The organism is Streptomyces anulatus, from assembly GCF_014650675.1.
Taxonomy (GTDB): Bacteria; Actinomycetota; Actinomycetes; order Streptomycetales; family Streptomycetaceae; genus Streptomyces; species Streptomyces anulatus.
The window spans coordinates 364,880-387,584 of the sequence record NZ_BMVK01000004.1; the positions used below are offsets into that span (position 1 = coordinate 364,880).

A 22,705-nucleotide genomic window follows, 5' to 3' on the forward strand; every position below is an offset into this window, starting at 1 on the left:
GCCGGACCCTCCGGGCGGCCGGGACGTGTCGGAGTCAGGAAGGGGTGACGGCACGGTGGTTCCTTGCTCGGTCCAGTACGGCGGCGACCTGCGCCGCATAGGTGTTCAGGCCCTCGGCGCCGCTGCCCGGCAGACCGGTCAGTCCGGGCAGCAGATCGCCGAAGGCGTTGACCTCGCCGACGGCGAAGCGCCGCCAGCCGGCCGTGGGCAGGAGGTCGACGCCCACACAGGGCGTCCCGGGGAAGCGGGCCGCCGCCCGCTCGCACATCGTCAGCGCCTCGCGCCAGGAGCCACCGGCCGCCGTCACGGCGGCCCGGACCTCGTCGAGGTCGCCCCGCGCTCCGCCCAGATGCAGATTGGTCATGGGGCTCGTGCTCGTCCGCACCACGGCGTGCGTCGCCCGGCCGCCGACCACCACGATCCGCAGATCCGCGGCCCGTCCCCGCTGGGACGCCTTCGGCAGCCAGCGCTCGATGTGCAGCCCGTCCGGGGCGAGCGCGTCCACGATCGCGCCGACCTCCGTCTCCGAGGTGTAGCGCCGCACCCGCAGTGAGTTGAACAGCCGCCCCGAGGAGTCCCGCTCCACCGAGGTGCTCGCCCGGACCCGGCCGGGACCCGCGGTCTCCACCGCCAGCACCCCGGAGGCGGAGGAGCCGTGCGCGAGCTTCACGAACGCCCGGGGCGTCCGGTGCTCGCGCAGCAACTCCCGTACGTCGGACCAGCCCCGCACCGGGGCGGCCTCCGGGCCGGACGTCGGCGAGACGGGCACGGGGACCCCCGCGCGATCGAGAAGCCCGTGGCACAGCCGTTTGTCGAAGAGCACGGCGATGTCACCGGGAGAGCCCAGCACCTCGGCGCCCGCGGCCGATGCCGCGACCGCCACCGCGTCCACCGCCGCGGTGAAGCGCGCGTACCACCGGGCCGAACCCTCCACCCGGGTCGGGTCGTCGACCCCGCGGAGCAGCCGCTCCACCTCGGCATCCTCACCGGGCGAATCGATCCGTACGGTCTCGCCCGCTTCGAACACCGCCTCGCCGCGCAGCACCTGGAGCCAGGACACGACCCGGGCCGGCGGCAGGCCGGCGGACCGCACGGCCTCCTCGAAGAAGGCGATGCGGCGGTTGTCCGGATTGCCGACGACCGCGAAACGCGGCACCGGGCCGTCCCCGCCGCTACTCACTGACCGCGACATAGTGTTCCGGTTCGGCGTCCTCGTCGTCCGGGTCCGCGTAGTCGTCCTCGGCCTCGCCCGCCTCGACGACGGCCGGGGCGCACGCGGTCCTGACGCGGTCCAGGACCGGCTCGGTGAGGTAGTGGTGGCGCAGATCGAGCGTGGACAGGTGGCTCAGGGGCTGCCCGTTGAGCAGGGCCTCGCCGCCGGTGTCGCTCAGGGTGCCCATCGACAGCGCCAGGGTCTCCAACTGGGCGACGACGGGCGCGGAACCCACCGCGACGGCGATCTCGTCCTGGATCTCGCTGTTCTGCAGACCCAGGTGGCGGAGCCGGGGGAACACGCCGCCCGACAGGATCGGCCGGATGTCGTCGATGGTGGCGTCGCCGCCGTACCACGAACTGCCGAACCACAGGTCCAGCCGCTCCAGCGCGGGCAGTTCGCTCGCGGCGACCGCCCGCACCAGCCTGCCGGGCAGGCCTCCGGACTCGAAGCGCAGCGACTTCAGCGACGCATGGCGCAGCGGGCGCAGTCCCAGCCCTTCCTGACCGCAGCCGCGCACGGCGAACTCCTCCAGCAGCGGCAGCGCTTCGAGCACCGGGGTGACGTCGCACATCCGCAGCCAGGAGACCTCGCACTCCTCGCCCACCACATCGGCGAGGAAGAGCCCGCGCAGGGACGGGAAGCGGTCCGCGTGGGCGACGATCAGCTCCATCACCGGGGCGAACGGGGTGTAGTCCTGACGCCACCAGGGGCCGATGAGGAGCGCCCGGACCCGTGTCGTGTCCACCGTCTCCAGGAACTGTTCCCACAGCGCGGGGAAGTCCGTGTCCTCGTCGTACGCGCACTCCAGCCGCCAGGCGACCGAGTCGGCGGCGGGCAGGGACCCGGACGACGGCACCGGGGTGTGGACCGGCAGCCCGTGGAAGCGGTCGAGATGATGGATGCCGAGATACGTCATGACCCCTACTCCGAGACCGCGGTGTAGCGGCCCTCGGCACCCCGGTCGCCCCAGGGCTCGCACTTCTCGGAGAGATCGACGCGCACGCCGTGCGGCTCCAGGGCGGACCGGACCCGCTCCGCCATCGCGTCGGTGAGGAAGTGATGGTGGAGATCGAGGAGTTCCAGATGGGTCAGCGGCTGCCCTTCGAGCAGGGCGGCGGCCCCTTCGTCTCCCAGCGTCCCGTTCGACAGGTCGAGAACCCGCAACTGGGCGACGACCGGAGCCGAGGCCACGGCCGACGCGATCTCGTTCTGGATCTCGCTGTTGCGCACGCCCAGGTGGTTCAGCCGGGGGAAACGGGTGCCGGAGAGCAGCGGAGCGAGATCGGCGAGACTGGTGTTCCCCTCGTAGGCGGACACACCGAGCCAGAGGTCCAGCCGCTCCAGCGCGGGCAGTTCGCTGTCCAGCACCCCGCGCACCACCTCGCTGGGCAGCCCGCCCGCCTGTATGGTCAGCGCCCGCAGCCGCTCGTGCTTCGCCGGCGGGAACACCAGCTCCGATCCGCCGCGCACACCGAGCTCCGCCAGCGCCGGGAAGGCGGCCAGCAGCGCCGTGACGTCGGACTGCTGGATCCAGGTGATCTCGGCCTGCTCCGCCTCCAGATCACCGACGAACACCGCCTCCAGCGAGGTCAGCCGGCCGGCGGCGGCGATCACCAGGTCGATCGGAACCGAGGAGTTCTCCTCGTACGCCTCGCCCCACTGGCCGATGATCAGGGCCCGGACGCCGGCCGGGTCGACCTTGTCCAGGAAGTCGGCGAACTCCTCCTCCCAGGGCCGGTCGTCGTCGTACGGGTCGACGGAGACACGCCAGGCCACGGCGTCCGCGGCGGGCCAGGAGCCCTCGTCGGTCGTGTGCTGGAAGTCGACGACCGGAAGGCCGCCGAACTCGTGCAGATGCTGCGCACCGTACATGGCCCTGAACTCCTGATCCTGGGGACTGCATCCTGGGGACTGCTGATGTCCGCAAGGTTTATCAAGCCGCACTGACAACGCGGCGACCGGGACCCGTCCACGACGCTCGCGACGGTCCGTTGTCAGACCCTGCCCGTAGCGTTTTTCCCGTGGTCGGCACAGCGGGTGCCGCTACCGAGGGGAGACGCTGTGTACCGGCAGGGCGATGTACTGATCATGGAGCTGGAGGAGTCGGCGGTGCCCGCCCCCTTCCTGGAGGCCCCGGGCGAACTGCGCGACGGGCGGGGGCGGCTGGTGCTCGCCCTGGGAGAGGTCACCGGACACGCGCACGCCGTGCAGGGCCCCGGCCGGCTGATCCGGGAAGCGGGTCAGTTCGGCCCGATGCTGCTCCATCTCCCCGAGGGCGGGCGGGTGGTGCACGAGGAGCACGCGGTGATCCCGCTCCCCAAGGGCTGGTTCCGCGTCGTGCGCCAGCGGGAGTACGCCCCCGGCGCGATCCGCATCGTGGCGGACTGACCGCTCCGCCATGCCGGAGCACGCACAGCCATCCAGAACGAGCACGGCCATTCAGAACGAGCACAGCAGGGGACGGGGACAACCGATGCAGAACGTGAATTCCTGGCGGAGCGTTGCGGCGGCGACCGGCCGGGCGGACCGGGCGGCGGCCGAGGCCGGTGTGCGGCGCGCCTATCGCACCGCCGGCCTGGCCGAGCCGGACCGGATCATCTGGGCCGCATCGCCCCGGGCCGCCGTCGAAACGGTGGAGAAGCTGGCCGACGCCGGACGGTCGGTGCGCGAGGAGGTCCGCACCCGCCCGTGGGCCGAGGAACGCCGCCGGATGTACGACGAACTGGGCCCGGCGGGCTGGTCGGCGCTCTGGTCCGCCACCGGGGCCCAGCTGTGGGAGACCACGGGCGCACTCGCCGAGCGGATACGGACCGGCGTCGTCGCCGACCTGGCGCCCCGGCCCGAGGACGAGGGGGCCGTGCGGCTGGTGCTCCTGGACGCCGTGCTCGGCCAGCACGACGCCGCCTGGCTCGCGGCCTTCGACGGGCGGGGGGACCGGCTGACGGGCCTCGCGGAGGTGGCCCGCAACGCCGGCTGGTGGTGGCCCTACGAGCATGCCGCGGTCATCAGTGAGCGGCCCGACGTCCTCCACCGCGACGAGGCGGGCCGCCTCGACCACGGCGAGGGACCGGCCCTCGCCTACGGGGACGGCTTCGCCCTCCACGCCTGGCGCGGCATGCCCGTTCCCGCCGCGTTCCTGGCCGAGCTGCCCTCCCTCACGCCGGAGCGGATCCGCTCCGAGGAGAACGCGGAGCTGCGCCGCGTGATGCTGGAGTACTACGGCTACGACCGGTATCTCAGCGAGTCGGGCGCCGAGCCCGTCCACCGCGACGAGACGGGCATCCTCTGGCGCATCGCACTCGACGGCGACGAGGACGTGGTGATGGTCGAGGTGGTCAACTCCACCCCCGAGCCGGACGGCACGTACCGCACCTACTGGCTGCGTGTGCCGCCCGCCACCCGGACCGCGAAGGACGGCGTCGCCTGGACGTTCGGACTGGACGGGGCGGCCTACGCACCGGTGCGCCAGACCTGACCCGAGGAGCCGGGGAGGGCAGAGGAGCCGGGACCGAGAGGTCGGGGAGCCGGGGAGGGGGCCGGGCGGGGGAGCACGGCGCGGCCGGTGCGCCGGGCGTGGGGGAGCGGCTGTCAGTCGGCCTCGGGAGGGTCCGTTCCACGGGGACCGGCGGCCGGCGCCCCGGTCAGGTCCGCCAGGTCGATGCCCAGCTCACGGGCGAGCGCCTCGTCGGTGCACCGCAGCATCGTGGTCCGGGAGAGCGGACCTGCGTACGAGGTCGTCTGCACCGCCATCCCGTCCAGCAGGGCGGTCAGCCGCCAGGCCGTCGAACGGGGATCCTCGCACCGGAACTCTCCGGCCGCGGCGCCCTCCTCGATGACCTGGGCCAGTTCCGCCTTCCACCGCTGGTCGAGGTCGCCCGCGACCTCCCGGAGGACGGGATCGCGCAGGGAGGCCGCCCAGCCCTCGATCCACAGCCGCCAGCCCTTGGCCTGTCCCGTCGGCGCGTACCACCGCACGGCCGTCCGCAGCCGGCGTACGGCGGTGGTGCGACGGGCCAGCAGCTTGCGGAGATGGGCGAGGTCGGCCTCGGCCGCGTACGCGAAAGCCGCCGCGACCAGCTTCTCCTTGGTCGAGAAGTGGTAGAGCACCAGCGCGTTGCTCACGCCCAGCACCGACGCCACATCGGCGATCCGCACGGACGAGACCCCACGGGCCTCGATCTGCCCGACCGCCGCGCGCAGCAGGTCCTCTCGCCGCTCCGCCACGTTCAACCGGACTCTTGCCACCGGGCCACCCTAACCAATACGCCAGGTCAGCGAGGGTGGGACGGCGTCCGACGGAGATGCCGGCGGATGCGGCGCCACGGAATCCTCCGGACCGCCCGGACGTTGCATCCTGCATGACGCGAATCGAACCGGCACAGGAAGCACTGCTCCGTCTCTTCGGTGAGCACGACGGCGGAGTTCTGGTCACGCTGAAGCAGGACGGACGCCCCCAGCTGTCCAACGTCAATCACGCCTACTACCCCGAGGAGCAGGTGGTCCGCGTCTCGATCACCGAGGGCCGGGCCAAGACCCGTAACCTGCGGCGGGACCCCCGGGCGAGCTACCACGTCACCAGCGACGACCGCTGGGCCTGGACCGTCGCCGACGGAACAGCCGAACTGACCCCGCCCGCCGAGGCGCCGGACGACGCCACGGTGGAGGCGCTGATCACGCTCTACCGGGACGTCAAGGGCGAGCACCCCGACTGGGACGACTACCGGCGGGCCATGGTCCAGGACCGCAGAGTGCTGCTCACCCTCCGCATCGACCACGTCTACGGGCAACCGCGTGGCTGACGCCGCCGACGGCCGGGCCGGTTGCCCCGTTCAGCATCTTCTGCTCGCCCTGTCGTACATGCCGACCATAATGAGACGACACCGACTCCCTCAGGAGATGTTGTGACCGGCGCTGACTACCTGCTTCCGTTCCGCACGAAACTGCGCTCGATGCGCACCGAGTCCTTCGGGGCCGATCCGGCCGGAGCGCGGATGGAGCGCATCCGCCGCTCGCCCCATTTCGTCGACGGGGTGTTCCAGAACCCGGTGGGGGCCCGGACCAGGCCCTCCGGGTCCACCGTCGAATTCGCCAAGATCTACTTCCACAAGGAGCAGCGGGCCCGCAGGACGCCGACCGGCACCGTGCCCGTCCACGCCACGACCCTCGCCGATCTGGCCGCGCCCCCCGCCACCGGGCTCCGGCTGACCTGGATGGGCCACTCCAGCGTGCTGGCGGAGATCGACGGACGGCGGATCCTGTTCGACCCGGTCTGGGGCGAGCGCTGTTCCCCGTTCCCGTTCGCCGGGCCCAAGCGTCTGCACCCCACTCCGCTGTCGCTGGCAGCGCTCGGACCCGTCGACGTGGTCGTGATCTCCCACGACCACTACGACCACCTCGACCTGCCGACGATCCGTGCCCTGGCCGGAACCGACACGGTCTTCGCCGTGCCGCTCGGGGTCGGAGCCCATCTGGAGCGCTGGGGCGTCCCCCCGAACCGGATGCACGAGCTCGACTGGAACGAGACCGCGACCGTCGCCGGAATCAGCCTCACCGCCACCCCCGCACGCCACTTCTGCGGCCGCGGGCTGCGCAACCAGCAGCACACCCTCTGGGCGTCGTGGGTCGTCACGGGCCCGGAGCACCGGATCTACCACAGCGGGGACACCGGCTATTTCCCCGGCTTCCGGGACATCGGGGCCGAGCACGGGCCCTTCGACGCCACCATGATCCAGATCGGCGCGTACTCGGAGTACTGGCCGGACATCCACATGACCCCCGCCGAAGGCATGCTTGCCCACCTGGACCTCCAGGGCGGGCGCCCGCACGGTGTGCTGCTGCCGATCCACTGGGGCACCTTCAATCTGGCGCCGCACCCCTGGGCGGAGCCCGGGGAGTGGACGAAGGACGCCGGCGAGGAGGCCGGGCAGGCGGTGGCGTTCCCCCGGCCGGGCGAACCGTTCGAACCGGCGGGGAAGCTCCCGGCCGAGGCATGGTGGCGCGCGGTGTCCCAGCCGATCGCGCACCCGTGGCGGCGCCCTCGGGGCGCGGAGAGCGTGGCCGAGACGAGCAGGGGCGATATGGACCTCGCGGGCGAGCGGTGACATCGGGCCGGTGACGAGCTGGGGGAGCCGGTCCGGTACGCGCGGTGAAGACCGCTCGGAGCGGGGCGGCGCTCCGAGCCGGTCAGAGCCCCGAGGGATGACGGGAAAGCCAGTCGGCATGCCGATCGCGCAGCTGGTCAGGCTCGCCGGACGTGGCAAGGAATACGTAGAACACGATGCAGGGCGGACCTTTGCCGGCTGACAGCATGGCCACATGAGTGCAGTGGAGCTGGGCGAGTTCGGTGTGCGCCGCGCGAGCGAGTCGGAGGCAGACTCGCTGATCGGGATCGACGCGATGGCGGTCGAGGGCAACGGCGAACGGCAGGCGAGCATCCGAAGGTGGTGCCGGCAGGGCCTGGCGGTCGTCGCGGAGGACGCGTCCGGCCCGCTCGGCTACTGCGTGGTTGAGTACACGTTCTTCGAGCAGGGCTTCGTGACGATGCTGATGGTGGCGCCCTCCGCCCGCGGCAGAGGCGTCGGCCATCGGTTGCTGACCGCCGCGGCAGCCTCATGCACCACCCCGAAGCTGTTCACCTCGACCAACGTGTCCAACCAGCCGATGCAGCGGCTGCTCCAACGAAACGGATGGAGCCCGGTCGGCCTTCTCCACGGCCTCGATGAGGGCGACCCCGAGCTGTTCTACCTCTGCCGACGGTAGACCAGGACGCATTCAGCGACGCCCGACCACCGTTTCCGACCCGACCCGGGGCGATGACCGCTCACGCTGCCCGCGCGGCTTCCAAATCACACGACACCGCCTCTGAGCTGTGGGAACCTCACCTGCGATGACACAACGAACCGATACACCCCCCACGTGGGACGAACGTACGCAGCTGGCCACCTTCCTGGACTACGCCCGTGACACGGCGCGAGCCAAGTGCGAGGGCGTGTCCGAGGGGGACGCCCGCAAGGCACCGCTCCCGAACTCGCCGTTGATGACGATGTGCGGGCTGATCAGTCACCTGCGTTGGGTCGAGCATCACTGGGTCCAGGTGATGTTTCTCGGTGAGGAGCCCGAGGGGCCGCTCACGGGGGCGACCGACGACGACCCCGACCCCGAGATGCGGACAGCGGTCGACATCCCGCTGCCCCGGCTTCTCGCCGAGTACGAGGAACAGAGCACCCGCTATCGCCGCCTGCTGGCCGACCGCGACCTGAACTCAACGGCCGTACGTCCTATCGGCGACGGCCGCCACGTGGACCTGCGCTGGGTGGTCCTCCACCTCATCGAAGAGATCTCCCGCCACAACGGTCACCTCGATGTCGTGCGTGAACTCGTCGACGGGCAGACCGGCGTCTAGCTTCCCCCGGCATTCATGAGCGGGGCCGGGCGGCGTCCGCGTCTGATGGGCCCCGGCGTACGCCGTGAGAGGTATCGCTTCACCGGTGGGCTCAGCCGCACGGCGGAAAGAGGTCACGACCGGTGACTGACGTGTGCGGAGCGGATGTTCAGCAGGATCGGTCGTGGCGGAGCGGAGGTTCTCCCACTCCGGCGCTTCGGTTCCACGACCACGAATGGAGTTCCACCATGTCCCGATCCAAGCGGTCCAACCGCGCCGTCACGTTCCTCGCGGCGGCCGCCGTGGTGGCGACCACCGCGGGGGTCGCCTCCGCGTCGACAGCACCCGCGTCCGAGCCCGGCAAGACCGCGCGGGCCTCCGCCCCTTCCGGGTCCCTCACCTCCAGCCTCAAGGGCTGGGGGCGTATGGACTATCCCGACGCCGGTCACGACATCCAGGTCACCGTCGACGCCCACGCCACCTTCAAGGGCGTGGGCTGGGCCGAGCCCGACAAATCCTGGGGCACCTTCCGCATCCACCACCGGATGCCGGCCGCCAAGGGCGAGCCCGAGAAGGTCAATTGGGGCGACTTCAAGGTCGACTGCCTGACCAGCGGCGGTCCCACCGCCACCGTCACCGGTCGTATCGTGCGCACCGGGGGCAACGTCGGTGGCTGGGACGACTATCTGAAGCGGCATGTCCGCATGGGGATCAGCTTCTACGTGGGAGAAGGCAAGGACAACGGTCCCAGCCGCATAGGGCTCTCCGGAGGCACGGAGAAGGGCGAGCCGCTGCTGAGCAAGTGCATGGCACCGGCCGCCGACTCCAAGGTGATCACGGGCGGCTACGACCTCACGGACAGAGCTCCGGCCGGGTTCAGTCGATCTTCTTGATCACCCGGGCGGGCACTCCCGCGACCACGGTGCCGGCAGGAACATCACGGGTGACCACCGCACCGGCGGCGACCACCGCGCCGGCACCGACGGTCACCCCCTGCGTGATCACGGCAGCCGTCCCGATCCAGACGTCGTCCTCGATGACGATCGGCGCGAAGGAGAGGTACTCGCGGCGCTCGGCCAGGGGCAGTGGATGGCCTCCGGTGATGAGGCTGACCTTCGGGGCGATCATGACGCCGTTCCCGATACGGATGCCTCCCTTGTCCATGAAGGTGCATCCCTGGTTGACGAAGACGTTCTCCCCGAACGTCGTGTTCAGTCCGTGCTCGGTGAAGAACGGCGGGTAGATCATCACCGATTCCGGCAGCGGGCCACCGAACACAACAGAAAGTAGTTCCGTGCGACCTTCGCTGTCGCTGAACGGAAGCACGTTCAGTCGAGACGTCGCATCGGTCACCTCCACGATCCGTTCCGCGTGACGTGCGAAATCAGGCGTCTGGACATACATGACCTGCTCTGTGCGCGTAGACATGTGCTGATCCCATCACCGTGCAGAGCACACAATCAAACAACCGCGCACCACACCAGGTACAACCAATAGTTGTGGAAGTGGGGGGTGGTGCGGCGCCGCATCACCCCCCACTGGTGTGGCACCGCACGCCCGGGGGCCGCCGCCGGGTCGTCCTGCGGCGGCCCCCTCCTGGTCAGGCGAGCCGGGAAGCGGTGTACGCCTCGATGGCGTCCCGCTGATACGCGGCCAGGCCCGGGGCGATGGACTCGTACGCGGCGCGCCACCGCTCGTTGTCCACGCAGGAGCGCCCGATCGCGCGGTACTCGTCGGCGGACACGGCATGCAGTGCCGTGAGCGCCGTGTACTGCGCTTCGATCTCGGCCTGCACCGGCTCGGCGTCGGCCGGGACGCCGGCGGCCATGTGCTCGGCCAGCCGGATCATCAGCGCCGTGCGCTCGCGCTGTCCGGCCTCGGTCTCGGCCGGGGTCATGACGGCCGCCCGTCGGCCGGCCTCCTCCGCGAGCCCGGGAAAGTCACGCAGATTCCCCTCGTACTGAGAGGGCTGGATGCCCTCGAACAGGTTCTCCGGTCGGTTGATGGCGGTCATGGGCCTACCGTCCCTTCTGGACTGCTCCAGCTCGGCGATCGTGCGGGAGACGGTCGTGGCCAGGGCGTCCAGCCGGTCCCGCTCCGCGAGCAGCCGCCGGTGGTGCCCGCGCAGGGCATCCACCGTGTCGACCTGGTCGGCGAGGACCCTGCCGATCTCCGGCAGCCCGACGTCCAGGGCCCGCAGCACGAGGATCTGTTGCAGCAGCAGAAGCTGGTGCTCCTCGTAATAGCGGTGGCCGTTGGAGCCGATCCGGGCCGGCGGCAGCAGGCCGATCTCGTCGTAGTGCCGCAGCGTCCGGGCGGTCACCCCCGACATCCGGGCGACCTCGGAGATCGGCCAGTCCATCGCCACGTCCTCACTCCCTCACGAGCGCCTCGCAGGGCCGGTTCCTCCGGCCCTGGTCATGACCGTAGAAGCTGCCGCAGCGGCAACTTCAAGCCCGGATCCGCGCCGGTCGGAAGCCCGGCTCACCGGGCCGGACGGCATGGCTCAGCACCGGCCCTCCTCGACGGTGATGGAGAGGCTGACCGTGATGTTCTCCAGGGCCGACTCGGGCTCCGGCGGCGACACGCTCAGACAGAACGCCGCGTCGACGTCCTTCGCCGTGACCTCGAACCGGTCGACGGACGGGGCCGCGTCCTCGTCGTAGGGATCGTTCGCGTCATCGACGTAGACCATGCCGCCGTTCGAGGGGCCTTCGCCGCTCTCCTTCAGCGCGTCGCGGATCAGACGGTCGTAACCGCCGGTCCAGGAGCTGAAGGTGTGCGGCTCCGACTCCAGGTCCCGGACGGCCGTGTGCACGGCGTCGCGCAACTCGCCCTCGCTCCACGAAGAACTCGAGAAGAGGTAGTACATGCCCCCGGCGGCGAACAGCAGGGATCCGATGATGAGGGCCACGCCGATCGGATGGTTCGGGTTGTAGACATAGCGACTTGTTCCCCAGTTGGAGCGGACGAATATCGGCTCGTCGTCATGGTCCTTGCTCATGTGCGGGAGCCTAAGGCCTCTCGTTCGGAGCACGCCGGGATCGTCGCCGGCGGGCCACGGCCCCCGGGGCGGGCCGTGGTGCTGTTCGGCGTGTTCCTGACACCGGTCGCGGCGCAACGTTCGGCGGCCGGTGAGCGTCCTAGCGGGTGTGATGGATCTTCCTGAGACCACGAACCCCGTCGACACCCAGGACGAGCACGAGGACGAGCGAGTGCGGTCCGGCCCGCTGTGGCGTCATGCGCTGTGGGCGGCGATCGTCACCGCCGCCGGAGTGACGCTGGGCTGGCTGGGCGCCCTGTTCCGCATCGGCCCGGAGGAGTACGGCCTGCCGCCCGCCGCCCCGGGAGCGCTCTGGCCCTATCTGCTCGCCTGGGCCGTGATCGGCCTGGCGCTGGGTGCCATCCTGCGGTTCGTGGCGGCCAGGGTGCCGGTCTACTCCCCGGCGGAGGTTCTCCTCGGCACCGTCATGATCGGCACCCGGCTGTCCCTGGGCTGGCGGCCGGAGCCTCTCGAAGTCGCGGGACTGGCCGCGGCCGCGCTGTTCCTGGTGATCGTCTGGTGCGCCGTCGCCCTGCGCGGGGCGACCGTCGTGCGACGGTCCCAGGACGCTTCCGGGGTCGCCTAGGGCCTTTCGTTCGGATCGTGCCGGGCGGCGTGGACCGGTCAGGATCCGCCGGACATGAGCTGGCGCGCCCAGGTCCGGCGGACCGAGAGGTGTCGCGCGGCCGGCGGGGAGGCACCTCGCGCGACACGCCGCACACTCCGGCGTCGGTGACGGGAGACTCGCCCGGCGCGCGGGCACACTGGGGCAGCCCCCGAATCACCGTACGAAGGAGCGTGCCGTGGCACTCACCCGTGAAGAGCGCGAACAGTTCCTCGCCGAGCCCCATGTCGCCGCACTGGCCGTCGCGTCGGGGGGCAGCGACCGGGCCCCGCTCAGCGTTCCCATCTGGTACCAGTACGCACCCGGCGGCGACGTGCGCATCCTCACCGGCCGCACCTCTCGCAAGGCCGAACTGATCGACGCGGCGGGCCGGTTCACCCTCCTGGTCGACCGGCTGGAGCCGACCATCCGCTACGTCTCCGTCGAGGGGCCCGTCGTCGACGCCCGCCCCGCCACGCGGGCGGACCTGGAGGAGGTGTCGGCGCGCTACCTTCCCGCCGAGAAGGTCGCCGGATACGTGGATTTCGCCTGGGAGAACCACGGCGAGCAGGTGGTGATCACCCTCCGCCCCGAGCGCTGGGTCAGCTCGGACCTCGGTCAGGTCTGAGCCGCGGCCGTGCGGCGCGCGCGGCGGAGTCCTGCCCCGGCGGGCCGTACCGCGGGTGCCTTTCATGTGTGGCGACGCCGGCACGGGGGAGGTGCGCCCCATGCACTCCTGGACTCTTGACGACATGCCCGACCTCTCCGGCTCCACGGCCGTGGTCACCGGCGCCAACAGCGGCATCGGTGCGGTGACCGCACTCGTGCTGGCCCGATCCGGCGCGCGAACCGTTCTCGCGTGCCGCGATCCGGAGCGCGGTCGGCGTGCCGTGGACGCCGTCCGCCGGGCCGCCCCCGGCTCGGACGCCCGGCTCGTCCGCCTCGATCTGGCCGATCTGAACAGTGTGGCCGAGGCCGCGGAGGCCATCGCGAAGGAGGTCGACGGGCGGCTCGACCTCCTGGTGAACAACGCCGGGGTGATGGCGCTGCCGCCACTGCGTACGGCAGACGGTTTCGAGATGCAGTTCGGCACCAACCACCTGGGCCACTTCGCGTTGACCAACCGGCTGCTCCCCGTCCTCGGGGTGCGGGGCCCGGCGCGTGTGGTGACACTCTCCTCGCTCGGCCACCGCATCGGCCGTATCGACCTCGACGACCTCAACGCCGAGCGCGCGTACAGCAAGTGGCGGGCCTACGGCCAGTCCAAGCTCGCCAACCTGCTGTTCACGAAGGAGCTGGACCGGCGGGCCCGTGCCGCAGGACGGGACCTGGTCGCGCTCGCGGCCCATCCCGGGCTCTCCGCGACGGAGTTGGGTCAGGCCGGGCCGCGTCTGGCCGGGCGGAACTGGGCGGCGAGGCTGGAGCGCACCTCGCGTCTGTACACCCAGCCGGCATCGGCGGGGGCTCTGCCCGTGCTGTACGCGGCGACGCTGCCGGATGCCCCGGGCGGCTCCTACTACGGCCCCGCCCGGCTGGGCGAGACCAGGGGAGCCCCGGCGCCCGCCCGGAAGTCGCGGCACGCCCAGGACCCGGTCATGGCAAGGGCGTTGTGGGACGAGTCGGCCCGGCTGACCGGGCTGGACGCCGACGCCGTGTGACGCGTGCCGGGGTCGCCGAAAACAGGTCGTGCGGCCCCGGGGAGCGTTGATAGGAAGAGGCGATGGACACCGATGCGCTGAATCCCCCGGAGCCACTGGACCCGCTGGACCGTCTGATCGCCGAGCGAGCCTGCGAGCGGCTGGTCGTCGAGTTCGTCCGCACGCTCGATCTGGGTGAACCCGGCGACGTGGCCGAGCTGTTCACCCCCGACGGCGTGTGGGAATGGGCCGAGGGGAACCGGAGGATCGAGGGCAGGGACGCCCTGCGCGCCTATTTCGGCGCCCGCCCCGCCGACCGGCTCTCCCGCCGCCTGTGCACCAACATCCTGGTGACCCTGACGTCCGCGTCGTCGGCGACGGCGAGCACGTACTTCACGACGTACCGCGTGGACGGTCATGCCGGCGGCATGCTGCCGCCGCGGCTTCCCGTGCAGGTCGGACACTACGAGGACACGTTCCGCAAGGCCGACGGCCGGTGGCTCCTCGCGGCGCGGGCCACGTACCTCGACTTCGGAGGACCGACCGAACGGCTGGGCCCGGCGGACTCCCGGCGCGAGGCGTAGAGGACGGTGCCGCCCGGCGTGACCCAACGCCCGGTGCCCGGCAGGAGGACCTGCCGGGCACCGGGCGCCGTGTGACGGACCGAACGGGGTCCGGGGTCAGACCGCCGGGGCCGGGTACGTCGGGTACTCCACGCCGGAGACGTGCTGGACGACCCGAATGACCTGGCACGAGTAGCCGAACTCGTTGTCGTACCAGAGGTAGAGGATCGCGTTGTCGCCGTCGACCTTGGTGGCGCCCGCGTCGACGATCGAGGCGTGGCGCGAGCCGATGAAGTCGCTGGAGACCGCGTCGGGCGCGCTGATGAAGTCGATCTGACGCTTGAGCGGTGAGGCCAGCGACACGTTGCGGAGGTAGTCGAGGACCTCTTCACGGGTGGTCTCGCGCTCCAGCCGCAGGCTGAGGATCGCGATCGAGACGTCCGGCACCGGTACGCGGATGGAGCTGCCGGTGATCGGGGCGTGCAGGTCGGGCAGCGCCTTCGCCACGGCCGAGGCGGCACCGGTCTCGGTGATGACCATGTTGAGCGCCGCCGAACGGCCACGACGGTCGGAGCTGTGGTAATTGTCCAGCAGGTTCTGGTCGTTGGTGTACGAGTGGACGGTCTCCACGTGCCCGCGCAGAACGCCGTACTCGTCCGCCATCGCCTTCAGCGGCGGGACGATCGCGTTGGTCGTGCAGGACGCGCAGGACAGGATCCGCTCGTCCGGCTTGATCGTGTCGTGGTTGACGCCGTGCACGATGTTGGGGACGTCGCCCTTGCCCGGTGCGGTGAGCACGACTTTGGCGATGCCCGCCTGGAGGTGCTTGGAGAGGCCCTCGCGGTCGCGCCACCGGCCGGTGTTGTCGATCAGGATGGCGTCCTTGATGCCGTACGCCGTGTAGTCGACCGTCGTCGGGTCGTCGGAGTAGATCACCTGGATCTCGTTGCCGTTGGCGATGATCTTGCTGTTCGCCTCGTCGACGGTGATCGTGCCCTGGAACTGGCCGTGGATCGAGTCGCGCCGCAGCAGCGAGGCGCGCTTGACGATGTCCTGCCCGGAGCCCTTGCGGACGACGATGGCCCGCAGGCGCAGACCGTTGCCCGAACCGGCCTTCTCGATGAGCAGGCGGGCCAGGAGCCGGCCGATGCGGCCGAAGCCGTAGAGCACCACGTCACGCGATGCGCGACGCTCGATCTTGTTGTCGCCCGTCGCCCCGGCGACGGCCTCGGCGGTGAACTCCTCGACGGAGAGCCCGCGCCCGTCGGCCCGGTGCGTCGCGGCCAGCATGCCTATGTCGATCTGGGAGGGGCCGAGGTCGAGCGTCGTCAGTGCCCGCAGGAACGGCATCGTCTCGGTGACCGAGAGTTCCTCACCGGCGATCTGCCGGGCGAAGCGGTGGGTCTTGAGGATGCTGACCACCGACTTGTTCACCAGGGAGCGGCTGTGCAGCAGGACATTGACGTCCTGCTCGCGGTGCAGCTTCCCGATGATCGGGATCATCGACTCCGCGATCTCCTCGCGGTGCATCCAGTTGGTGAACGAGTCGTCATTGACAGTCACAAGTTTATCTTTCGAGCTAGGCGGCGCTCATATGGTAACCGGCCGCGCTCTCGCCCCTGCGGGTGGTCCCCTACCTGCGGGTAAGCCCCGCGACGGCACCCCTGGCCCGGTCGCGGCGGACCCCGGGTGTCCAGCATGTGGGCAGCCTCCCGGTGCCGCGGGTCGATTCGGGACCAAGGTGGCGCAATCGGGCGTGCGTGCGAGAGGTCATACCAGAGTGGGACGGATGGCGGGCAAGTTCGACAACTGCCCGTCGCGCATACGTCATTGACGACTACCGTGTGTGCCCGGTGATCAACGGTGGGCTCATAACGTTCGGGCCTGCCCGACCGATGACCCGCGCCTGACCGACCACCGTAGGGGCCACCGCATGGACGCCGGCACGACCGCCGACCCCCGGTGCCCCCTGTACCGAGGACGCTGATGTCTCAACTTCGCGCACCCGACGCGCGACCGGACCGCCGTGAAGGCGGGCGGCACGGCCGCCCCGGCACGCGCGCCCACTCGGCCACGAGCAGGCCGCGCGCCGCGGGGCCCACCCCCGACGCCCGCATACGGCCCCAGCTGCTGCGGACCGCACTGCTCCCGGCCATCGCCGCCGTGCTCAGCGGCGCCGCCGCCGTCATCTTCACCGTCCGCGCCGGAGCCGTCGACGCCTCGCCCAGCCTCTGGGCGGCGCTCGGCGGATCCGGCGCACTCGCCGTCGCCGCCATCGCCGCCGCCTACCTCGGCGCCAACCGCGTCGCGGGCCAGGTGCTCGACCGGGCCCTCGCACTCCGGCGCGCCAGCGCCCAGGGCCAGGCCGAGCTGCAACGGGTGGTGGAACAGCTCCGCAACAGGGAAGCCGTCGCCGCCCGGCCGCCGGCGCAGCCCTCCGCCCCCGGAGCCGACGCCTTCGACCTGCTCGGGCAGGAGATGGCACGGGCCCAGGAAGCCGCCGTCGCCGCCGTCGTCCAGGCGTCCCAGCTCTTCAGCAGCGCCGGCAACGAACAGAAGGTCGAGGTCTTCGTCAACCTCGCGCGACGGCTGCAATCCCTCGTCCACCGCGAGATCCAGATCCTCGACGAGCTGGAGCACGAGGTCGAGGATCCCGACCTCCTCAAGGGCCTCTTCCACGTCGACCACCTCGCCACCCGGATCCGCCGGCACGCGGAGAACCTCGCCGTGCTCGGCGGGGCCGTCTCCCGGCGGCAGTGGAGCAACCCGGTCACCATGACCGAGGTGCTCCGCTCGGCCATCGCCGAGGTCGAGCAGTACCCCCGGGTCAAGCTGGTCCCGCCGATAGAGGGCACCCTGCGCGGCCACGCCGTCGCCGACGTGATCCATCTGCTGGCCGAGCTCGTCGAGAACGCCACGGTGTTCTCCGCCCCGCACACCCAGGTGCTGCTGCGCGTCCAGCACGTCACCGCCGGGCTCGCCCTGGAAGTGGAGGACCGAGGCCTCGGGATGCCGGACCACGAGCAGAAGCGGATGAACGCGCTGCTCTCCGACCCCGACCAGGTCAACGTCGCCCACCTGCTCCAGGACGGCCGGATCGGCCTGTTCGTCGTCTCGGCCCTGGCCCGCCGCCACGGCATCGCCGTCCGGCTGCAGAGCAACATCTACGGCGGTACGCAGGCGGTGCTGGTCCTCCCGCAGTCGCTTCTCGGGACCGATCCCGACGCCCCGCCGTCGCCCGACGCCGTGCCCGTACCGCCCCCCGGCGCCGTGCACCGGCCGCCCGTCGAGGCCGGGATCCCCGCCGCCCCGCAGCAGAGCGGCACGACCCGGTCCGAGGTTCCGGTTCCGGCCCAGACCTCCATGGGCGGCTCGCACGAAGGGTCCGGCCACCGGCAGAACGGCCGCCCGCAGCCGCCCGCGGGCGAGGCCCCGCCCCTTCCGCTGCGCGCCGAGCGCATCGACCGCCCGACGCCGCCCGCCTCCCCGCCCGAGCACGACGGCCGGCCCGCACCGGCGGCCCACGGGCGCGACGACCGTCCGGCGCCGTCCCGCTCCCGGCCCGAACTGCCCAAGCGGACGAACCAGGAATCCCTCGTCCCGCAGCTGCGCGAGGCGCCCGCCCCGCGCGTCGAGGACGAGCACGCCCTGCACGACCCGGGTCTCATGGCGGCCTTCCGGCGCGGCGTCGACCTCGCCGAGGCCCAGACCGCCCAGGAGGAGAGCGCCGACGGCGGATACGGCGGCCCGGGCGGCACGGGGATCAGCGGGCAGACCGCGCTCGACGCCCCGCTGGAGTCCCTCTCGCCCCTTCCCGTACGCGGAGCCACCCCCACGCCCGACCGCTCCGGCCCGGCCGAGGCGTCGCGACCGGACCACGCACTGCCCGCGGCGGGCCTGCCCGTACCGGACAGCTACCCGCCCGACGCGTACCCGCACGAGAGCCCCGCGTACCGGCGCGGCACCTACGCCGAGAGCACCCACGACCGCGCTCCGGGCGAGCCCGGACCGTTCGCGGCCGACCCCTTCCTGCCGGGCCGGGCTGTCCCGGAACCCCGGAAAGACATCACCTTCAAGGAGCAGACACCATGACGAGCGAAATGCCGTCCGGTCAGGTCTCGGACCTGGACTGGCTGCTGAGCGGACTGGTCCAGCGCGTGCCCTACACACGCAGCGCGGTCCTGCTCTCCGCCGACGGGCTGGTGAAATCCGTGCACGGCATGGACCCCGACAGTGCCGACCACATGGCGGCCCTGGCCGCCGGCCTGTACTCGCTGGGCCGCAGCGCCGGGGCCCGCTTCGGCGACAACGGGGACGTACGGCAGGTGGTCGTCGAACTGGACTCCACGCTCCTGTTCGTCTCCACCGCCGGATCCGGCACCTGTCTCGCCGTCCTCTCGGGACGCGAGGCGGACGCCGCGGTGCTCGGCTACGAGATGGCGATGCTGGTCAAGAGCGTCCGCCCCTACCTGACGACCCCGCTGCGGCAGCCGGCCGGGGCGCCGTTCACCCCGGGGCACTGAGGATGCCGGCCCCGCAGGACGGGCCCCTGCTCGACGACGCGGCCGGCCGGCTGATCCGCCCGTACACGATCAGCAACGGTCGCACCCGGCCGTCCACCGCGTTCGATCTGCTGTCCCTGATCATGGCCACGGGCATCGAGCCGGACATCCCGCTCGGCCCGGAGCACACCGTGGCCCTCGGCATGTGCGAAGGGCCGATGTCCGTCGCCGAGATCGCCGCACACCTCCGGCTGCCCGCGGTCGTCGCCAAGGTGATCCTCTCCGACCTGGTCGCCTGTGGCGCGGTCACCGCGCACGCTCCCGCTTTCCATGACATGCCCACCGACCGATCCCTGCTGGAGGCAGTGCTCGATGGTTTACGACGACAGCTCTGACCGCACCCGAACCTCCGAGTTCTTCCCCGTGGCACTCAAGGTCCTGGTCGCCGGCGGATTCGGTGTCGGCAAGACGACGTTCGTGGGCGCGGTCAGCGAGATCGCCCCGCTGAGCACCGAGGAACTGCTGACCCAGGTCAGTGTGGGGACGGACAATCTGGAAGGCGTCGAGTCCAAGACGGCCACCACCGTCGCCATGGACTTCGGCCGCATCACCCTCTCCGAGCAGCACGTCCTCTATCTGTTCGGCACACCGGGCCAGGAACGCTTCTGGTTCATGTGGGACGAACTCTCCCAGGGCGCCCTCGGAGCCGTGGTGCTGGCCGACACCCGGCGCCTCGCCGAATGCTTCGCCGCGGTGGACTTCTTCGAACGGCGCGGCATCGGATTCATCGTCGCCGTCAACGAGTTCGACGGCGCCTACCGCTACGAGCCGGACGAGGTCCGCGCCGCGCTCGACCTCGGGCCCGAGGTGCCCGTCGTCCTGTGCGACGCCCGGATCGCCAGCTCCGGCACGGGCGCCCTCGTCACCCTCGTACAACACCTCATCAACGCCACCACGGCGCCCGCCCCACTGCAGACCTTCGGAGCCCACCCGTGACATCCTTCGCCACCGGCCGGATGCTCCTGACGCCCACCGACCGGCACGGCCCGGCCCGCGCACAGCGGCTGCGCAAGCTGGATCTCGGCGAACGCCCCGACGCCTCCTACGACAACTTCGACGCCTTCGCCGACAAGGTGGCCGAAGTGACCTCCACGCCCTTCTCGATGGTCAACTTCATCGACGAGAACCGGCAGTTCTTCGCGGGACTGCACACGCCGACGGGCAACCGCGGCGGCCGGGACCTCGGTTCGGCCGCGGCGGGCAGCAACCGGAGCAGCCGGTACATGGCCCGCGACCACGGCTACTGCCCGCACGTCCTCGTCCGGCGTAAGGCCCTCGTCCTGGACGACGTCTGCGACTACCCACGCTTCGCGGGCAATCCGGTGGTGGACGACATAGGCATCCGCTCCTACCTCGGGGCGCCGCTGATCGACCGCACGGGCATCGCGCTGGGCACCGTCTGCGCCGTCGACACCGTGCCGCGCCCCTGGGGGCGGGCCGGGCTCGACACCATCAAGTCGCTCGCCCATGAACTCGTCCGCCAGATCGACGACCGGGAGGGCCATCACCCCCTCTGACGCCACCTCCTCCGCAGGCGGTGCCGCGCTCAACTCCCGGGCGGCGCACCGGTGCTGCCCCGCAGGACCACGCTCCCCTCGATCCGCAGCACCCGGGAGCGCCCCGCCCCCGACGGTGTCCGCAACGCGAGGGCGATCACCTGCTCGCCCATCTCCGTGAGCGGCAGAGCCACCGTGGTCAGCGGAGGCGACACCTCACGTACGACGGGGATGTCGTCGAACCCCGCGAGCGACATGTCCTCGGGGACGCGTACGCCGGCCTCCCGCAGCGCGGCGAGCGCGCCGACGGCCATCACATCGGTCACCGCGAACACACAGGTCGGCCGAGGCCCCCCGGAGTCCAGCAGCACTCGAGCCGCAGCATGTCCGCCCTCCCGGGTGAACGCGCCCCGCACCACCCGCTCCAGGGTGATGCCCGCCCTGGCGAGCCCCTCGCGGAATCCCGCCAACCGGTCGGCCACCGTGGTCAGTTCCGGCGGCCCGCTCAGCACCGCGAAGTCCCGGTGACCCAGCGCCACCAGCGAGGCCGCGAGCGCCGCCGCCCCGGCCCGGTTCTCCGGCTGCACGGTGTCCACCCGCATGGACCGGTGCCGGCTGACCACTGCGACCCGGCCGCCCGCCCGGACGTACGGCTCCAGCTCCGCGTCCATCGCCCGTTCCCAGGCGCGGTCCTGGAAACCGGAGCCGATCAGCAGAATGGCCCGCGCCCGCTGGGCCCGCAGCATCGAGACGTACGCGATCTCCCGGGCGGGTTCGCGGAAGGTGGAGGCGAGCATCACCAGCAGGTCCTGCTCGGCGGCCGCGCGCATCACTCCACTGGCGATGCCCGCGAAGTAGGGGTCGCCGACGTCGTGGCAGATCAGCCCGACCGTACGGTTGCCCTCGGGACTCGCCAGGGCCTGGGCGTGGGCGTTGGGGATGTAGCCGAGGAGATCGGCCGCCGCGCGCACCCGCCCGCGCAGGTCGTCGCGGACCCGGGTGGTGCCGTTCAGCGCCCGGGACGCGGTGGCGAGCGAGACGCCCGCCTCGCGCGCCACCGCGTCGAGCGTCACATGGGCGGCGGGGGCCCGCCGTCGCGTATCGGGGTGGACCGGTGTTTCCCGTTCACTCAACTCGACCCCCAGGGGTGCGGTGGTGGCAGGGCCCCGAAACTTCGGGACGACCTATTGACCGTGCGAGGGAGCAGTCATTAGCGTGGCGGCACCTTACCAGAAAGCGCTTTCTGAAAGCGCCTTCACCGTCAGGGTCCGCAGCATCGCAGCATGACACAGGTCTCCACAACTGCCCCCGAAGTCCAGGGAGTTCACCGTGAGCCAGAGCGCGTTGGCCAAGCGCCCCGCCGATGTGGCGGGGGTCGCCCGAAGGGACGGTCCCACGACCGGGGAGCGGTTCGCCCGCGCGGCGGAGCAGAGCTGGCGGCCCCTCGCCCTGCTGCTGGCCGCCCTGGTGGTCTGGTGGGTGATCGCGGCCGCCGAGCTGATCGAGCCCTATCTGGTCCCGTCGCCCGGCGCCACGCTCGACGTCCTGACCTCGAAGACCGGGTACCTCTGGCAGCACACCTGGGTGACGACGTACGAGACGCTCCTCGGCTTCGTCATCGCGGTCGCCGTCGGGGTGCTCGCCGCGGTGGTGATGGTCTACTCCTCTACGGTGGAGCGCACGCTCTACCCGATCCTGCTCTTCGCCCAGGTCGTGCCGAAGATCGCCATCGCCCCGCTGTTCGTGGTGTGGCTCGGGTTCGGCATCGCCCCCAAGATCCTCATCGCCGTGCTCATCGCCTTCTTCCCGGTGGTGATCTCGATGGTCACCGGGCTCAAGGCGGTCGACCCCGAGATGCTCCAACTGTCCGCCACCATGGGGGCGAAGCCCTGGCAGACCTTCGTGAAGATCCGGTTCCCGGCGTCCTTGCCGCACCTGTTCTCCGGGCTGAAGGTGGCCGTCACCCTCGCGGTGACCGGTGCGGTCGTCGGCGAGTTCGTCGGGGCGAACGAAGGGCTCGGCTACGTCATCCTCCAGGCCAACGGCAACCTCGACACCCCGATGCTCTTCGCGGGGCTGCTGGTGATGTCGCTGATCGGCGTCGTGCTGTTCGTCGTCGTCGAGATCGCCGAGAAGCTGCTCCTGCCGTGGCACGCCAGCCGGCGTGAGTCCTCGGCCACCACCACGTTCTGAATCCCCGTCG

At 71.3% G+C, this 22,705-nt stretch carries 26 protein-coding genes; 17 read left to right on the plus strand and 9 right to left on the minus strand.

What is annotated here, in order from left to right; genetic code table 11:
• Positions 1-34 precede the first annotated feature (34 nt).
• Genes IE272_RS13235 through IE272_RS13245 form a run of 3 tightly spaced genes read right to left on the minus strand, consistent with a single transcriptional unit; the run spans position 35 to position 3,088 of the window.
• Positions 35-1,192 carry an STM4014 family protein gene (locus IE272_RS13235; RefSeq protein ID WP_190006902.1) on the minus strand — a complete coding sequence of 386 codons (1,158 nt, stop codon included), beginning with the start codon at positions 1,190-1,192 and terminating at the stop codon, positions 35-37.
• Complete coding sequence (locus IE272_RS13240) at positions 1,173-2,132, minus strand: STM4015 family protein (RefSeq protein WP_190006903.1); 960 nt, start codon at positions 2,130-2,132, stop codon at positions 1,173-1,175. Before IE272_RS13240 ends, IE272_RS13235 begins: the two co-directional genes overlap by 20 nt.
• Before the next feature lie 5 nt (positions 2,133-2,137).
• On the minus strand, positions 2,138-3,088 hold the full coding sequence (locus IE272_RS13245) for an STM4015 family protein (protein WP_050362102.1): 951 nt from the start codon (positions 3,086-3,088) through the stop codon (positions 2,138-2,140).
• A gap of 189 nt (positions 3,089-3,277) precedes the next feature.
• Here IE272_RS13245 and IE272_RS13250 point away from each other — a divergent pair, with 189 nt between their 5' ends.
• Positions 3,278-3,604: a DUF8820 family protein gene (locus tag IE272_RS13250; RefSeq protein WP_007449868.1), complete on the plus strand. Its 327-nt coding sequence runs from the start codon at positions 3,278-3,280 to the stop codon at positions 3,602-3,604.
• An 85-nt stretch (positions 3,605-3,689) separates the two neighbouring features.
• Entirely contained in the window at positions 3,690-4,691 is a 1,002-nt protein-coding gene (locus IE272_RS13255; RefSeq protein WP_056705552.1) for a DUF6745 domain-containing protein, read from the plus strand.
• A gap of 113 nt (positions 4,692-4,804) precedes the next feature.
• Here IE272_RS13255 and IE272_RS13260 read toward each other — a convergent pair whose 3' ends face one another.
• Positions 4,805-5,461 (minus strand): TetR/AcrR family transcriptional regulator, encoded by a 657-nt coding sequence (locus IE272_RS13260; protein ID WP_190006904.1) that lies wholly within the window; start codon positions 5,459-5,461, stop codon positions 4,805-4,807.
• 113 nt (positions 5,462-5,574) lie between these two features.
• Here IE272_RS13260 and IE272_RS13265 point away from each other — a divergent pair, with 113 nt between their 5' ends.
• The 5 genes from IE272_RS13265 (at position 5,575) to IE272_RS13285 (ending at position 9,490) form a co-directional block, all read left to right on the plus strand.
• Positions 5,575-6,015 (plus strand): PPOX class F420-dependent oxidoreductase, encoded by a 441-nt coding sequence (locus IE272_RS13265; RefSeq protein WP_047179862.1) that lies wholly within the window; start codon positions 5,575-5,577, stop codon positions 6,013-6,015.
• 102 nt (positions 6,016-6,117) lie between these two features.
• Positions 6,118-7,317: an MBL fold metallo-hydrolase gene (locus IE272_RS13270; RefSeq protein WP_190006905.1), complete on the plus strand. Its 1,200-nt coding sequence runs from the start codon at positions 6,118-6,120 to the stop codon at positions 7,315-7,317.
• A gap of 214 nt (positions 7,318-7,531) precedes the next feature.
• Positions 7,532-7,975, plus strand: a complete 444-nt coding sequence (locus tag IE272_RS13275; protein ID WP_050362097.1) for a GNAT family N-acetyltransferase — start codon at positions 7,532-7,534, stop codon at positions 7,973-7,975.
• Positions 7,976-8,102: 127 nt separating this feature from the next.
• The gene (locus tag IE272_RS13280; protein ID WP_190006906.1) at positions 8,103-8,618 is read left to right on the plus strand and encodes a DinB family protein; all 516 of its coding nucleotides are present in this window, start codon (positions 8,103-8,105) and stop codon (positions 8,616-8,618) included.
• Positions 8,619-8,845: 227 nt separating this feature from the next.
• A complete protein-coding gene (locus IE272_RS13285; protein ID WP_190006907.1) occupies positions 8,846-9,490 on the plus strand; it encodes a hypothetical protein in 645 nt (214 codons plus the stop codon).
• On the opposite strand, the gene IE272_RS13290 is transcribed toward IE272_RS13285, so the two are convergent.
• The 3 genes from IE272_RS13290 to IE272_RS13300 all read right to left on the minus strand — a co-directional run bounded on the left by IE272_RS13290 (position 9,474) and on the right by IE272_RS13300 (position 11,601).
• The gene (locus IE272_RS13290; RefSeq protein WP_098891754.1) at positions 9,474-10,001 is read right to left on the minus strand and encodes a DapH/DapD/GlmU-related protein; all 528 of its coding nucleotides are present in this window, start codon (positions 9,999-10,001) and stop codon (positions 9,474-9,476) included. The two genes, IE272_RS13285 and IE272_RS13290, sit on opposite strands and share 17 nt — an antisense overlap.
• A gap of 196 nt (positions 10,002-10,197) precedes the next feature.
• Complete coding sequence (locus IE272_RS13295) at positions 10,198-10,959, minus strand: MerR family transcriptional regulator (RefSeq protein ID WP_190006908.1); 762 nt, start codon at positions 10,957-10,959, stop codon at positions 10,198-10,200.
• A 144-nt stretch (positions 10,960-11,103) separates the two neighbouring features.
• Entirely contained in the window at positions 11,104-11,601 is a 498-nt protein-coding gene (locus IE272_RS13300; protein WP_050362092.1) for a hypothetical protein, read from the minus strand.
• Between the two features lie 151 nt (positions 11,602-11,752).
• Here IE272_RS13300 and IE272_RS13305 point away from each other — a divergent pair, with 151 nt between their 5' ends.
• From IE272_RS13305 to IE272_RS13320, 4 genes are all read left to right on the plus strand, one after another.
• On the plus strand, positions 11,753-12,226 hold the full coding sequence (locus IE272_RS13305; protein WP_050362091.1) for a hypothetical protein: 474 nt from the start codon (positions 11,753-11,755) through the stop codon (positions 12,224-12,226).
• Positions 12,227-12,443: 217 nt separating this feature from the next.
• The gene (locus IE272_RS13310) at positions 12,444-12,872 is read left to right on the plus strand and encodes a pyridoxamine 5'-phosphate oxidase family protein (protein ID WP_190006909.1); all 429 of its coding nucleotides are present in this window, start codon (positions 12,444-12,446) and stop codon (positions 12,870-12,872) included.
• Between the two features lie 100 nt (positions 12,873-12,972).
• Positions 12,973-13,902 (plus strand): oxidoreductase, encoded by a 930-nt coding sequence (locus IE272_RS13315; RefSeq protein WP_050362089.1) that lies wholly within the window; start codon positions 12,973-12,975, stop codon positions 13,900-13,902.
• Between the two features lie 62 nt (positions 13,903-13,964).
• Entirely contained in the window at positions 13,965-14,465 is a 501-nt protein-coding gene (locus IE272_RS13320; protein ID WP_190006910.1) for a nuclear transport factor 2 family protein, read from the plus strand.
• Between the two features lie 96 nt (positions 14,466-14,561).
• Here IE272_RS13320 and IE272_RS13325 read toward each other — a convergent pair whose 3' ends face one another.
• The gene (locus tag IE272_RS13325) at positions 14,562-16,007 is read right to left on the minus strand and encodes a glyceraldehyde-3-phosphate dehydrogenase (protein WP_057666985.1); all 1,446 of its coding nucleotides are present in this window, start codon (positions 16,005-16,007) and stop codon (positions 14,562-14,564) included.
• Positions 16,008-16,430: 423 nt separating this feature from the next.
• Between IE272_RS13325 and IE272_RS13330 the strand changes: the two genes are divergently transcribed.
• Genes IE272_RS13330 through IE272_RS13350 form a run of 5 tightly spaced genes read left to right on the plus strand, consistent with a single transcriptional unit; the run spans position 16,431 to position 20,523 of the window.
• On the plus strand, positions 16,431-18,536 hold the full coding sequence (locus IE272_RS13330) for an ATP-binding protein (RefSeq protein WP_056705533.1): 2,106 nt from the start codon (positions 16,431-16,433) through the stop codon (positions 18,534-18,536).
• Positions 18,533-18,967 (plus strand): roadblock/LC7 domain-containing protein, encoded by a 435-nt coding sequence (locus tag IE272_RS13335; RefSeq protein WP_047179873.1) that lies wholly within the window; start codon positions 18,533-18,535, stop codon positions 18,965-18,967. Before IE272_RS13330 ends, IE272_RS13335 begins: the two co-directional genes overlap by 4 nt.
• Before the next feature lie 2 nt (positions 18,968-18,969).
• The gene (locus IE272_RS13340; RefSeq protein WP_006128964.1) at positions 18,970-19,341 is read left to right on the plus strand and encodes a DUF742 domain-containing protein; all 372 of its coding nucleotides are present in this window, start codon (positions 18,970-18,972) and stop codon (positions 19,339-19,341) included.
• Positions 19,319-19,942 (plus strand): GTP-binding protein, encoded by a 624-nt coding sequence (locus IE272_RS13345; RefSeq protein ID WP_050362084.1) that lies wholly within the window; start codon positions 19,319-19,321, stop codon positions 19,940-19,942. The genes IE272_RS13340 and IE272_RS13345 overlap by 23 nt, the downstream gene beginning before the upstream one ends.
• Positions 19,939-20,523 (plus strand): GAF domain-containing protein, encoded by a 585-nt coding sequence (locus IE272_RS13350; protein WP_007449915.1) that lies wholly within the window; start codon positions 19,939-19,941, stop codon positions 20,521-20,523. The genes IE272_RS13345 and IE272_RS13350 overlap by 4 nt, the downstream gene beginning before the upstream one ends.
• Before the next feature lie 29 nt (positions 20,524-20,552).
• Here IE272_RS13350 and IE272_RS13355 read toward each other — a convergent pair whose 3' ends face one another.
• Positions 20,553-21,575: a LacI family DNA-binding transcriptional regulator gene (locus IE272_RS13355; RefSeq protein WP_056705529.1), complete on the minus strand. Its 1,023-nt coding sequence runs from the start codon at positions 21,573-21,575 to the stop codon at positions 20,553-20,555.
• 256 nt (positions 21,576-21,831) lie between these two features.
• On the opposite strand from IE272_RS13355, the gene IE272_RS13360 reads away from it, so the two are divergent.
• Complete coding sequence (locus IE272_RS13360) at positions 21,832-22,695, plus strand: ABC transporter permease (RefSeq protein ID WP_032791394.1); 864 nt, start codon at positions 21,832-21,834, stop codon at positions 22,693-22,695.
• Positions 22,696-22,705 lie beyond the last annotated feature (10 nt).

What these genes read in the sequence shown, in the direction of transcription:
- IE272_RS13235 (WP_190006902.1), bottom strand. Translation starts at nt 1,192, where the DNA reads ATGTCGCGGTCAGTGAGTAGCGGCGGGGACGGCCCGGTGCCGCGTTTC.
- IE272_RS13240 (WP_190006903.1), bottom strand. Translation starts at nt 2,132, where the DNA reads ATGACGTATCTCGGCATCCATCATCTCGACCGCTTCCACGGGCTGCCG.
- IE272_RS13245 (WP_050362102.1), bottom strand. Translation starts at nt 3,088, where the DNA reads ATGTACGGTGCGCAGCATCTGCACGAGTTCGGCGGCCTTCCGGTCGTC.
- IE272_RS13255 (WP_056705552.1), top strand. Translation starts at nt 3,690, where the DNA reads ATGCAGAACGTGAATTCCTGGCGGAGCGTTGCGGCGGCGACCGGCCGG.
- IE272_RS13265 (WP_047179862.1), top strand. Translation starts at nt 5,575, where the DNA reads ATGACGCGAATCGAACCGGCACAGGAAGCACTGCTCCGTCTCTTCGGT.
- IE272_RS13275 (WP_050362097.1), top strand. Translation starts at nt 7,532, where the DNA reads ATGAGTGCAGTGGAGCTGGGCGAGTTCGGTGTGCGCCGCGCGAGCGAG.
- IE272_RS13280 (WP_190006906.1), top strand. Translation starts at nt 8,103, where the DNA reads ATGACACAACGAACCGATACACCCCCCACGTGGGACGAACGTACGCAG.
- IE272_RS13285 (WP_190006907.1), top strand. Translation starts at nt 8,846, where the DNA reads ATGTCCCGATCCAAGCGGTCCAACCGCGCCGTCACGTTCCTCGCGGCG.
- IE272_RS13290 (WP_098891754.1), bottom strand. Translation starts at nt 10,001, where the DNA reads ATGTATGTCCAGACGCCTGATTTCGCACGTCACGCGGAACGGATCGTG.
- IE272_RS13295 (WP_190006908.1), bottom strand. Translation starts at nt 10,959, where the DNA reads ATGGACTGGCCGATCTCCGAGGTCGCCCGGATGTCGGGGGTGACCGCC.
- IE272_RS13300 (WP_050362092.1), bottom strand. Translation starts at nt 11,601, where the DNA reads ATGAGCAAGGACCATGACGACGAGCCGATATTCGTCCGCTCCAACTGG.
- IE272_RS13305 (WP_050362091.1), top strand. Translation starts at nt 11,753, where the DNA reads ATGGATCTTCCTGAGACCACGAACCCCGTCGACACCCAGGACGAGCAC.
- IE272_RS13315 (WP_050362089.1), top strand. Translation starts at nt 12,973, where the DNA reads ATGCACTCCTGGACTCTTGACGACATGCCCGACCTCTCCGGCTCCACG.
- IE272_RS13320 (WP_190006910.1), top strand. Translation starts at nt 13,965, where the DNA reads ATGGACACCGATGCGCTGAATCCCCCGGAGCCACTGGACCCGCTGGAC.
- IE272_RS13330 (WP_056705533.1), top strand. Translation starts at nt 16,431, where the DNA reads ATGTCTCAACTTCGCGCACCCGACGCGCGACCGGACCGCCGTGAAGGC.
- IE272_RS13335 (WP_047179873.1), top strand. Translation starts at nt 18,533, where the DNA reads ATGACGAGCGAAATGCCGTCCGGTCAGGTCTCGGACCTGGACTGGCTG.
- IE272_RS13340 (WP_006128964.1), top strand. Translation starts at nt 18,970, where the DNA reads ATGCCGGCCCCGCAGGACGGGCCCCTGCTCGACGACGCGGCCGGCCGG.
- IE272_RS13345 (WP_050362084.1), top strand. Translation starts at nt 19,319, where the DNA reads ATGGTTTACGACGACAGCTCTGACCGCACCCGAACCTCCGAGTTCTTC.